The 11,577-nt window shown below is 72.4% G+C and carries 11 protein-coding genes and 1 pseudogene; 1 reads left to right on the forward strand and 11 read right to left on the reverse strand.

The annotated features are described in order from the left end of the window. Position 1 precedes the first annotated feature (1 nt). Positions 2-1,741, forward strand: coding sequence for a response regulator (locus tag K311_RS15000; RefSeq protein WP_051239410.1), 1,740 nt, complete (start codon positions 2-4; stop codon positions 1,739-1,741). Here K311_RS15000 and K311_RS15005 read toward each other — a convergent pair. From K311_RS15005 to K311_RS0102965, 11 genes and pseudogenes are all read right to left on the reverse strand, one after another. Beyond that, positions 1,681-2,598 carry a lysylphosphatidylglycerol synthase domain-containing protein gene (locus tag K311_RS15005; RefSeq protein WP_051239411.1) on the reverse strand — a complete coding sequence of 306 codons (918 nt, stop codon included), beginning with the start codon at positions 2,596-2,598 and terminating at the stop codon, positions 1,681-1,683. The genes K311_RS15000 and K311_RS15005 overlap by 61 nt on opposite strands. Continuing rightward, a complete protein-coding gene (gene clsB / locus K311_RS0102920; RefSeq protein WP_026816074.1) occupies positions 2,591-3,775 on the reverse strand; it encodes a cardiolipin synthase ClsB in 1,185 nt (394 codons plus the stop codon). Before clsB ends, K311_RS15005 begins: the two co-directional genes overlap by 8 nt. Then, entirely contained in the window at positions 3,772-4,509 is a 738-nt protein-coding gene (locus K311_RS0102925) for an endonuclease/exonuclease/phosphatase family protein (RefSeq protein ID WP_026816075.1), read from the reverse strand. The genes clsB and K311_RS0102925 overlap by 4 nt, the downstream gene beginning before the upstream one ends. 20 nt (positions 4,510-4,529) lie before the next feature. Then, positions 4,530-4,700 (reverse strand): annotated as a pseudogene (locus K311_RS0102930) (HupB); the annotation flags it as partial. Between the two features lie 37 nt (positions 4,701-4,737). Beyond that, entirely contained in the window at positions 4,738-5,154 is a 417-nt protein-coding gene (locus K311_RS0102935; protein WP_026816077.1) for a CBS domain-containing protein, read from the reverse strand. A gap of 141 nt (positions 5,155-5,295) precedes the next feature. Next, positions 5,296-6,423 carry a molybdopterin-synthase adenylyltransferase MoeB gene (moeB, locus tag K311_RS0102940; RefSeq protein WP_026816078.1) on the reverse strand — a complete coding sequence of 376 codons (1,128 nt, stop codon included), beginning with the start codon at positions 6,421-6,423 and terminating at the stop codon, positions 5,296-5,298. Between the two features lie 18 nt (positions 6,424-6,441). Continuing rightward, positions 6,442-7,692, reverse strand: coding sequence for a molybdopterin molybdotransferase MoeA (locus K311_RS0102945; RefSeq protein WP_026816079.1), 1,251 nt, complete (start codon positions 7,690-7,692; stop codon positions 6,442-6,444). Beyond that, positions 7,689-8,255, reverse strand: a complete 567-nt coding sequence (mobA, locus tag K311_RS18810) for a molybdenum cofactor guanylyltransferase (RefSeq protein ID WP_026816080.1) — start codon at positions 8,253-8,255, stop codon at positions 7,689-7,691. The genes K311_RS0102945 and mobA overlap by 4 nt, the downstream gene beginning before the upstream one ends. After that, the gene (gene der, locus K311_RS0102955) at positions 8,252-9,652 is read right to left on the reverse strand and encodes a ribosome biogenesis GTPase Der (RefSeq protein ID WP_026816081.1); all 1,401 of its coding nucleotides are present in this window, start codon (positions 9,650-9,652) and stop codon (positions 8,252-8,254) included. The genes mobA and der overlap by 4 nt, the downstream gene beginning before the upstream one ends. A gap of 16 nt (positions 9,653-9,668) precedes the next feature. Further along, entirely contained in the window at positions 9,669-10,892 is a 1,224-nt protein-coding gene (bamB, locus tag K311_RS0102960) for an outer membrane protein assembly factor BamB (protein WP_026816082.1), read from the reverse strand. Positions 10,893-10,896: 4 nt separating this feature from the next. Further along, positions 10,897-11,547 carry a YfgM family protein gene (locus K311_RS0102965; protein ID WP_043817918.1) on the reverse strand — a complete coding sequence of 217 codons (651 nt, stop codon included), beginning with the start codon at positions 11,545-11,547 and terminating at the stop codon, positions 10,897-10,899. Positions 11,548-11,577: the final 30 nt, after the last annotated feature.

The raw sequence follows: 11,577 nt of genomic DNA on the forward strand, positions 1-11,577 counted from the left end.
CATGAACACCGGGATCGGGGAAGACGGCGCGCACGCGCCGGTCAACGTCCTGCTTGTCGACGACCAGCCGGCGCGGCTGCTGACCTATCGCGCGATCCTGGAGCCGCTCGGCGAACGCCTCGTCGACGCCCACTCCGGGGCCGAGGCGCTGCAGCGGCTGATGGAGGAGGAGTTCGCGGTGATCCTGCTCGACGTCAACATGCCGGGCATGGACGGCTTCGAGACCGCGAGCCTGATCCACGACCATCCGCGCTTCGAGCAGACCCCGATCATCTTCGTCACCGCGGTCAACGTCTCCGACCTCGACCGCATGCGCGGCTACAAGCTCGGCGCGGTCGATTACGTCACCGTGCCGGTGATTCCCGAGATCCTGCGCAGCAAGGTGGTCGTGCTCGGCGAGCTGCACCGCCAGCGCCTGGCGCTGCAGCAGGCGAACGAACAGCTGGCGGCGGCGAACCAGTCGCTTCAGGCCGAGAAGGCGCGCGAACTCGCGGCGCTCAACGACGCGTTGCGGATCAAGAACGCCGAGCTCGCCGAGCGCAACCGCGAGCTGCAGACCCAGGTCGGCGAACGCCTGCAGGCCGAGGCCCAGCTGCGCGAGCAGGACCGGCGCAAGGACGAATTCCTGGCGACGCTGGCGCACGAGCTGCGCAACCCGCTGGCGCCGCTGCGCAACGCGCTGGCGATCCGCCGCCTGCGCGACGGCGGCGACGATGCACTGCAGCCGGTGATGGAGCGCCAGCTCGATCTGCTGGTGCGGCTGATCGACGACCTGCTCGACGTCGCCCGCATCAGCCGCGGCAAGCTCAACCTGCGCCGCGAACCGACGACGCTGCAGGCGGTGCTGCGTACCGCTATCGAGACGGCGGCGCCGGTACTCGAGAACGGCGGCCACCCGCTGCAGGTCGCCCTGCCCGGCCCACCGCTGCCGCTGCACGCCGATCCGCACCGCCTCGCGCAGGCCTTCGCGAACCTGCTCGGCAATGCCGCGAAGTATTCCGATTCCGGCCGGCCCGTGCTGATCGAGATCGAGGCCGGCGACCGGGATGTGGCGGTCGCGGTGCGCGACCAGGGCATCGGCCTGACCGCGGCGCAGATGCAGGAGATCTTCGAGATGTTCGCCCAGGTCGACACCGCGGTCGACCGCGCCCGCGGCGGCCTCGGCATCGGCCTGACCCTGGCGCGGCACCTGGTGCGCATGCACGACGGCGACATCGAGGTCGGCAGCGACGGACCGGGGCGCGGCAGCGTGTTCCGGGTGCGCCTGCCGCTGGCGGAAGCCGCGGCCGCGACGGTGTCCGGCGACGCCGCGACCGCGGAGGAGGATCCCGGCGACCTGCGCGTGCTGGTGCTCGACGACAACCAGGATGCCGCCGACACCCTCGCCGACCTGCTGCGCATGCTCGGATACGACTGCCGCTGCCTCTACGACCCGCACGCCGCCGAAGCCCTCGTCGCCGACTGGCAGCCCGACATCGTCTTCCTCGACATCGGCATGCCCGGTCTGAGCGGTTACGACCTGGCCCGGCGCCTGCGCGCCCAGGCCGGTGGCGAAGGCCGGCAGCTGGTCGCGGTGACCGGCTGGGGGCAGCCCGAGGACCGCCGCCGCACCCGCGAATCCGGCTTCGACCACCATCTGGTGAAACCGCCGGAGCTGGCGGCGATCCGGATGATCTGTGCTCAGCGCCGGCGCGACAGCCAGATCGCCGCCGGCAGCGCCGGCAGCAGCGGCGCCAGGTAATAGGCCGCGCGGTACAGCAGCACCGCGGCAATCAGTTCCTCGCGGCCGGCGCCGCCGCCGGCGAGCGTGGCCACCACGACCGCATCGAGCACGCCCAGCCCGGCCGGGACGTGCGACACCGCTGCCGCGATCGCACCGGCCAGCAGCACCGCCAGCACGGTGGCGTAGTCGGCCCGTCCGTCCAGGCACAGCCACAGCGCCACCGCCATCAGCAGCCAGTTGCCGAGCGCGGCGCCGAGCAGCATCAGCAGCGCACGCGGCGGCGGTAGCGCCAGCGTGTGGCCACGCGGGCGGCCGCGCCAGCGGCGCGCACTGGCGACGACCGCCAGCAGCACCAGCACCGCCGCGGTCGCCGACGCGGCGATCGCCCCGCCCTGCCCCAGCCAGCGCGCCAGCACCTTCGGCCCTGCCCACAGCGGCAGGCTCGCGAGCAGCAGCGCATACCCGCCCCAGTTGCCGGCGATGCTGGCGGCGGTGATCCGCGCGATGTCGCCGCCGTCGAGGCCCTGCGCGCCGTACAGGCGCAGGCGCATGCCGACGCCGCCGACCAGGCCGCCGAAATTCAGGTTCAGCGCGTAGCTGCTGGTCGCCGTCAGCCAGGTGCGCAGCCGCGGCAGGTCGTGACCGGTGAGGCGGCGTCCGACGAGGTCGAGCAGGCCGTAGGTGGCATGGCCGAGGAAGGCGACCGCGACCGCCGCCGCGAGCTTCCACCCGGGCAGCGTTTTCGCCGCGGCCAGCACGGCCGGCCAGTCGGTGCGCCACGCCAGCCGCGCGAGCAGGCCGGCCACCAGCAGCGCGAACAGGAGCCAGAACGCGCGCCTGAGCCGCGGCCGCCAGCGCCCGGCCGCCTCAGGCATCGCCGCCGACCGGTTCCACCCGGGCCCGGTGCGCCGGCAGCCACCCGGCCCAGTTCGGGAAATGCCGGAGGACGTGGAAGACGATCGCCCGCCACGGCGTCCACCACCAGGGCCGCGCCGGCAGCGCGTCGCGGGCGATCTCGCAACATTGGCCGTCGAGCAGCTTGCCGAGACGGGTGGCGAGCTCGGCCGCGAACGCCGGATCGTCGACGAACAGGTTGTTCTCCAGGTTCAGCGACAGGCTCAGCGGATCCAGGTTGCTTGAACCGACGGTCGCCCAGTGGCCGTCGATCACCGCGACCTTCGCGTGCAGCGCCCGCGCGGTGTATTCGCGGATGCGTACGCCGGCCGGGATCAGATAGTCGTAGAGCCAGCGCGCGGCGACCGGCGCCATCGCCACGTCGGCGTTGTCGCCCTGCACGATCACCGTGACCTGCACGCCGCGCCGGGCGGCGTCGCGCAGTTCGCGCAGCAGGCGGTAACCAGGGAAGAAATAGGCATTGGCGAGCAGCACCGACTCGCGCGCCGCGCGCAGCGCGCGCCGGTATTCGCGCTCGATGTCGGCGCGGTGCTGGCCGTTGTCGCGGTACAGGTAGGCGGCCCGCGCCCGGCCCGCGGCGGCCGGCAGCGGCGCCGCCGGCGACCGCCGCCACCAGGGCCGGCGCGGCGCGCGGCCGAATTCGCGGTCGAAATGTGCCTGCACGCGACCGACGACCGGACCCTCGACCTCGGCGGCGTAGTCCTGCAGCGACTTCGCGCCGCTGGCGCGCAGGTGGTCGCGGCAGAAGTTGATGCCGCCGAGCACGGCGATACGGCCGTCGATCACCAGCGTCTTGCGGTGCAGGCGCCGGAACACGTTCGTGCGCACGCCGAAGATCCGCCGGCGCGGCTGGAACATGTGGATCGTCACGCCGGCGCTGCAGCAGTCGTCGACGAGCGCCGTCGGCAGGGCATCGCTGCCGAAGCCGTCGACCAGCACCTCGACCGTCACGCCGCGCGCGGCCGCCGCGCGCAGGGCCGTCAGCAGCTCACGGCCGACCTCGTCGTCGGCGAGGATGAAGGTCTCGACGCAGATGCGCTCCCGCGCCGCGGCAACGAGTTCCTGCACGCGCGGGTAGAAGCCCTCGCCGTTCTCGAGCAGGGAGACGCGGTGACCCGTCAGCCATTCGGCATTCATCGTGCGGCCTCGATCAGCAGCGGCAAATGGTCCGAGAGATGCGGCCAGGGCCGCGCCGACAGCACGCAGGCCGACTGCAGGCGCAGGCCGCGCAGGTAGACGCGGTCGAGCGGCAGCAGCGGCAGGCGCGCCGGAAAGGTGCGCGGACAGCCGTCGCAGACCCCGGCGAACGCCGACTCGAACCCGGTGCACAGGATCGGATCGAGCCGTCGCCGCCAGTCATTGAAGTCACCGGCGACCAGCAGAGGCTCCGACGCCGGCAGCGCCGCCGACAGCTCGAGCAGTCGCCGCGCCTGCGCCCGCCGGTGTGCCTCGCGCAGCCCGAGGTGGACGCAGACGACGTGCAGCGGCCAGTCGGCCTCGACGGCGACGGTGCAATGGAGCAGGCCACGCGGCTCGCTGTCGGGCTGCGAGACATCGTGGTTCTGCCACTGCACGATCGGCCAGCGCGACAGCAGCGCATTGCCGTGATGGCCGGCAGGATGCACCGCGTTGCGGCCGTAGGCGTACTGCGGCCACAACTCGTCGGCGAGGTACTCGTAATGCGGCCGCGCCTCGGCGGGTCCCGAGGCGGCGGCGGATTCTCCGATCACCTCCTGCAGGCAGACGATGTCGGCGCCGGTGCTGCGCACCGCCTCGCGTAGCTCGGCCAGCACGTGCCGGCGGTTCCAGGCCGCCCGGCCCTTGTGCATGTTCAGCGTCAGCAGGCGGAGGGTTCCGGCGCTTCCCTGCACGGCCGCTCCACTCAGCTTTTCTTGCGACCGCTGCCGGACTTCTTGCCGCCGCCGTCCTGCTTGTTGACGGTCGCCCAGGCGCGCTCTTCGGCCTTCTCCTTCGAGACGCCCTTGTCGCGGTAGCTGTCTTCGATGTGTTCGGCCTGACGCTTCTGCTTGTCGGTGTACGCGGATTTGTCGCCTCGGGGCATGATCGTTCTCCCTGCCCGCGTCGCGGGCGTCGATGGTTCAGCAGTGCGGGCGCGCGGTGCCGTCGAGCAGTGTCCCGGTCGACGTCGGCTGGTTCGCGAAAGCGATGTTCGACAGCGAGATGAAGCCGACGACCTGGCCGGCATCGTCGACCACCGGCAGGCGGCGCACGCCCAGACCAGCCATGTGCGCCGCCACTTCCTCGACGGTCTGGCCGGCGCGGCAGACCTTCAGGTCGCCACTCATGACGCGGCTGACCGGTGAATCGAGGTCCCAGCCCTCGGCGACCGCGCGCACGACGATGTCGCGGTCGGTGACCATGCCGACCAGCTGACCGTCGCGGCTGACCGGCAGGCTGCCGATATCGGCACGGCGCATCAGTTCCGCCGCCTGGCGCAGCGTCGTCTCGCAGTTCACGACGTGCACGTCGCGGGTCATCACCTCGCTGGCTTTCATGGCTCGCACTCCGGTCGGGACCGGAGGATGAAAGCAGCGTGGGCGACAACGCGCCGTGTAGGGAGGCGAGTGGAGAGTGGAGAGGAGGGTGAAAGCAGTCCGCGGCGCGGCTCTCACTCTCTACTCACTCCTCTCCCCTCTTCACTCGCTCGAGCAGACGCGGAGGAGCTCGGCGTAGCCGGGGAAGGCGCGGCCCGGTGCGCAGACCGCGCACTCGGGATCGGCGCTCAGGCGGGTTTCGCGGAAGCGCATGCCGAGCGCATCGAAGTGCAGCAGTCGGCCGCGCAGTGGCGTGCCGATGCCGAGGATCAGCTTGATCGCCTCGGTCGCCTGCAGCAGACCGACCACGCCCGGCAGCACGCCGAGCACGCCGGCTTCGCTGCAGTTCGGCGCATCGGCGGCGGCCGGCGGCTCGGGGAACAGGCAGCGGTAGCACGGCGCCTCGCCGCGGCGGCGGCCGGCGTCGAACACGCTCACCTGCCCTTCGAAACGGTGCACCGCGCCGTAGACCAGCGGCTTGCCGTGCTGCACGCAGGCGTCCGACAGCAGGTAGCGGGCCGGGAAGTTGTCGGCGCCGTCGACCACCACGTCGACCCCGGCGAGCAGGGCGTCGACGTTGTCGGCGCCGAGCCGCTCGCGTCGCGCCTCGATCCGCAGCCGCGGGTTCAGGGCGGCCAGCGCCCGGGCCGCCGATTCGACCTTCGGCGTGCCGATCGCGGCATCGGTATGCAGGATCTGCCGCTGCAGGTTGCTGCGCTCGACCACGTCGTCGTCGACCAGCACGATGCGGCCGATACCGGCGGCCGCCAGGTAGTACGCCGCCGGCGATCCGAGCCCACCGGCGCCGAGCAGCAGCACCGAGGCCTGCTCCAGGCGGCGCTGGCCCTCGAGGCCGACCTGCGGCAGGCGCAGGTGACGGGCGTAGCGCTCGAGGAAGTCCGGATCCGCGTCACCGACCGAGACCGGAAGTCCGGCGGCGCGCCAGGCCTCCATGCCACCGGCGACCGAGATCACATTGCGCCAGCCCTGCCGCTGCAGCGCTTCCGCCGCCAGCAGCGAACGGCGCCCACCGGCACAGATCAGCAGCAGTTCGGCCTCACGATCCGGGGCATGCGCGGCCGGGTCGGCTTCCAGCACCGCCCGGGGCACCGCCAGCGCGCCCGCCGCCAGGCCGCTGGCGTGTTCGCCGGGTTCGCGCACGTCGATCAGGCGGGCGCCGGCGCGCTGGCGGGCCTGCGCCTGGGCGGGGTCGATCTCGCGGATGGGCATCGCGTCCTCCAGCAGAACTCAGAAACCGCGCAGCGGCACGACTTCGACGACGTCACCGGCGGCATAGTCGCGTGCGCCCTCGCCGAGCACCAGCAGGCAGTCGGCATCGGCGGCGCCGCGCAGGCGATGCGAACCGTCGGCGGGATCGGGGCGCACCTGCACGACGGCGTCGGCGCCGGATTCGAGCCGCCCGCGCAGGAATTCGAGCCGCGCATGCGCCTTCGCGAACGGTGTCGCCAGCCGCGCGAACAGCCGCCGCCGCGGCGTCGCCAGCCCCTGCAGGCCGTCGAGCAGCGCCCTGCCCGGCCCGAGGAAGGTCGCCAGCACCGACACCGGATTCCCCGGCAGGCCGAGCAGCAGCGCCTCGCCCAGGCCGGCGAACAGCAACGGCATGCCCGGCTTCATGCGCACCCGCCAGAAATGGATCTCGCCATGCTCGCGCAGCAGCGCCGGCAGATGGTCGCGGTCGCCGGCGGAAACGCCACCGCAGGTGATCACCACATCGAAGGAGAAGGCGGCATCGCGCAGCGCCGCCAGCATCGGGCCGGGACGGTCGGGCAGCACCGGCCAGGCGACCGGCTCCAGGCCCTCGGCCTGCAGCAGGGTCTGCAGCAGCGCGCGGTTGCTGTCGTAGATCCGGCCCGGTGCGAGCGGCTGCCCCGGCGGGCAGAGCTCGTCGCCGGTCGTGAACACCGCGACCGTCGGACGCCGGTAGAGCGGCAGATCGTGTCGGCCGACCGCCGCGGCGAGCCCGAGCTGGGCCGGCCCGAGCCGGGTCCCGGCGACGAGCACGCGGTCACCGGCCTGTACATCCTCGCCGGCCCGGCGCAGGTGGCGGCCGGGGCGCAGGCCACCGGCCTCGGTCGCGAACACCCGCTCGCCGTCGACGCGGGCGTTCTCGCGAATCAGCACCGCATCGGCACCCGCCGGCATCGGCGCGCCGGTGGTGATACGCGCGCACTCGCCCGCCGCCACCTGCAGGGCGAGATCGGCACCGGCGAACTGGTCGCCGACCAGGCGCAGGCCTTGCGTCCGCGCGCGTTCGGCATCGGCCGCGCGCAGCGCGAAGCCGTCCATCGCGGCATTGTCGAACGGCGGCAGCGCGACCCCGGCGACCACGTCTTCGGCGAGCACGCGGCCGGCGGCACGGGCCAGCGGCACCGTCTCGACCGGCAGGCGCCGGCGCGCGGCGACCGCGGCGATCATCGCCAACGCCTCGTCGTAGCCGATGCGGTTCGGGAAGTCGGAACCGGTCTTCGCGTCATTCACGGTTGCTGCAGGTCCTCGGGCGTGTTGCGGTTGCGCAGCGTCGCCGGCGCGATGTCGACGACCGCAAGGTCCAGCGCGGCGACGAGGTCGCGCGCCGCGGCGTGCCCGGCATCGAGGGCGGAAGCCGCCGCCGTGCGCAGCGCCGGCACCGACCATAGCGCGACCAGCGGCTGCAGGCCGACCGCATCGGCGAGCACCGCACCGTTGCGGCGACGGGCGGCGTACAGCCGCGCCGCGAGATCACCGGGCAGGCCTTCGACGTCGACCGGCACGGTCAGCAGCCAGGGCGTGCTGCAGGCATTCGCCAGGGCTTCCAGACCCGCGAGCGGCCCGGCGAAGCCCGGGCGCCGGTCGAACACCGGATGCAGGCCGAGCGCGGCGAAGCGCGGATCGGCGGACCGCGCCGACACCAGCACCGCGCCGGCGAAACCGGGAAAGCCGGCGAGACAGCGCTGCAACAGCGTGACGCCACCGACTTCGATCCAGGCCTTGTCGACGCCGCCCATCCGGCGGCCGCGGCCACCGGCGAGCACGCCCAGGCTCAGCGCCTGCGTCGCGGTCACTTGCCGCGCTTGACGTGCCGGATCAGCCGCCGCTTGCGCGCGATCTGCCGCTCCGTCAGCACGTTCTTCTTGCCTTCGTAGGGGTTGTCGCCTTCCTTGAAGACGAAGCGGATCGGCGTGCCGATCAGGCGGAAGCGCTTGCGGAAGAAGTTCTCGAGATAGCGCCGGTAGCTTTCCGACAGCGTGCGCAGGCGGTTGCCGTGGACGATGAAGGTCGGCGGATTGCTGCCACCTGGATGCGCGAACTTCAGCTTCGCGGCATGGCCCCGCTGTACCGGCGGCGGGAAGCTCTGCACCGCGATTTCCAGCGCCTTCGTGACTTCGGCGGTGCTGAACTCGCGGGTCGCCGAGGCATGCGCGCGGTGGATCGCGCGGAACAGCTCGCGCAGGCCGGAGCCGTGCTTCGCCGAGATCTGCACGCGCTCGGCCCATTCGGCGAAGGACAGCTTGCGCGCCAGCAGGACCTGCGCCTGTTCCTTCTGGTAGGTGTCCTGGTTGTCCCACTTGTTGACCGCGATCACCAGGGCGCGGCCGGCGTCGAGCACGTGGCCGAGCACGGTGGCGTCCTGGTCGGTCACGCCTTCGCCGGCATCGAGCATCACCACCGCGACCTGGCAGTCCTCGATGGCCTGCAGGGTCTTGAAGGCGCTGAACTTCTCGACCGCTTCCTCGACCCTGGCGCGGCGGCGCAGGCCGGCGGTATCGATCAGGCGGTAATCACGGCCGTCGCGGCTCAGGTCGACCGCGATCGAGTCGCGGGTCGTGCCAGGCACGTCGGAGGCGATCATGCGCTCCTCGCCGAGCAGGCGGTTCACCAGCGTCGACTTGCCGACATTCGGGCGGCCGATGAAGGCGATGCGGATGCGGCCCGGATCCTCCCCGTCCGCCTCGGGCTCCGCGACTTCGGGCAGTTCGGGCACGATCGCGTCGATCAGCTCCGGCACGCCGCGCTGGTGCGCCGCGGCGACCGGGATCACCTTCGTCGCGCCGAAACGCGCGTACTCGGCGAGCGCGGCGGCGATGTCGATGCCGTCGGTCTTGTTGACGACCAGGAAGAAGCCGCGGCCGGAGCGGCGCAGCCAGGCCAGGATCTCCTCGTCGAGCGAGGACGGACCTTCGCGGCCGTCGACGACGAACAGCACCAGTTCGGCTTCCTCGACCGCGGCGCGCGCCTGGCGCGCGGTGGCGCCGGCCAGGCCTTCTTCCTCACCGCTGAGGCCGCCGGTGTCGACCAGGCCGAAGGGACGCATTCCTTCGCGGCGGCAGACGCCGTAGTGGCGATCGCGGGTGACGCCGGGCTCGTCGTGGACGAGGGCGTCGCGGCTGCGCGTCAGCGCATTGAACAGCGTGGATTTGCCGACGTTCGGTCGGCCGACGAGCGCGACCAGCGGCAACATGCGATGGACTCCAGGATCACTGCGGCTGCGGGAAGGCGATCAGCTCGCCCTCCGCGGTGACCGCGACCAGCACGCCGGACGCCGACACCTGCGGGGTGCCGAGGATCGGCGCGCGCTCGATGCGCCGGCGACCGGCGAGGGTGCCGTCCGACAGGCGCAGCCAGTGCAGATAGCCTTCGATGTCGCCGACGACCACGTAATCGCCCTGCACCGCCGGCGTCGTCAGCCAGCGGCGCGCCAGCGCGTCCTGCTTCCACAGCGCGGCGCCGGAATTGCGGTCGAGCGCCCAGACGTTGCCGTCCGGATCGGCGACGAGCAGGCGGTCCGACAGCAGGGTCAGGCCGCCGTAGCTGCCGATGTCGCGGTTCCACAGCGGGCGGCCGCTGTCGCTGGCCAGCGCCATCATCATGCCGTGGTAGCTCACGGCGTAGAGCTCGTTGAGGCCGAGCTGCATCTCGCCGTCGACGTCGGCCAGGCGCTCGAGGTCGTTGCGGCCTTCCGGCGGCGCGATCAGCTGTTCCCAGGCCAGGGCGCCGTCGAGGGCGCGCAGCGCGACGATGCTGCCGTCGTCGTAACCGAGGTAGACCAGGCCACCGCCCTCGATCGGCGCGCCGTTGCCGCGCACGCTGAGGTTGGGCAGGCCGCGGTCGAAGACCCACTTGCGCGAGCCGTCATGGCCATTGAGGCCGAACACGCGACCGTCGCCGCTGCGCACGACGATCAGGCCGCCGGCCGTCACCAGCGGCGACGCGAGGACTTCCGAGGTGACGCGGGTGCGCCAGCGCTCGGCGCCGGTGTCGGCGTCGAGGGCCACCACTTCGCCGTTGCGGCCACCGGCGACGACCATGCCGTTGCCCAGGCCGGGGCCGCCGCTGAGGCCGCCGTCGCGGATGCCCTTCTTCCAGAACGACAGGCGGCTGCCGCTGCGGGTGACCTCGACCGCGGCCGAATCCCACAGGGTGCGGCCGGTCGCGAGGTCGAGGGCGAGCACGCGGCCCTCGTCGTTCGACACGAATACGCGCTCGCCGTCGATCGCGGCGCGCTGGCGCAGGCCCTGGCGGGCACGACCGTCACCGAGATTGCGGCTCCAGGCGGCGTCGACGCGGATCGGATTGGCGATCTCGACCAGTTCGGCGGGTTCGAGCGCCTTCTTCTTGTCGCTCGAGAACCAGCCCTTGATGGTGGCGCAGCCGGTCGCGAAGACGAGCAGGAAGATGACGAGGAGAATGCGACGGGTCATGCGGTCAGGCCTCCGGGCCGGCGGTCGGCGCGCCGCCCGCCTCGGTGAGTTTGAGTTCGACGATGCCGCGCAGCTGGGCGGCGACATCCAGCGCGACCAGCGCGCGGTTGTAGGCGTCCCGGGCGGCGTCACGGTTGCCGCGCGCCAGCTCGGCGTCGCCACGCAGTTCGGCGGCGAGGGCCGGATAGGCGTCCTCGACGGCGGCATCGAGCCGCGCCAGCGCGGCGTCGGCCTTGCCGGATTCGAGCAGCAGGCGCGCCGCACGCAGCTGGCAGAGCGCGCGCAGGGTCGGGTCGATGCCGTCGGCCGGCGCGGCGTCGAGGGCGGCCACCGCCTCGTCGAACTTGCCCTGCTTCTGCAGCGCATCCGCCTGGCGCAGCGCCGCCAGCGTCGCGTAAGGCAGGGTCGGGAATTCGGTCTGCAGCACGCTCAGGTGCGCCTTCGCCTTGTTCTCCTCGCCGGCCTCGAGCGCCTTCGAGAACGCATGGAATTCGGTCGCGGCGAGGTACTTGGCCTGTTCGCCGCGGTCCTGCCACCAGTTCCAGCCGAGCAGGCAGGCCAGGCCGAGGGCGACGCCGCCGACCAGCGAGGAGCCGTTTTCGCGCAGCCAGGCGCGAACGCGTTCGCCCTGTTCGTATTCGTCGGTGTGATCCATGAAGTATTCGATTCCGGCCCGCGCGCGTGG

The organism is Arenimonas composti TR7-09 = DSM 18010 (genome assembly GCF_000426365.1).
Taxonomy (GTDB): domain Bacteria; phylum Pseudomonadota; class Gammaproteobacteria; order Xanthomonadales; family Xanthomonadaceae; genus Arenimonas; species Arenimonas composti.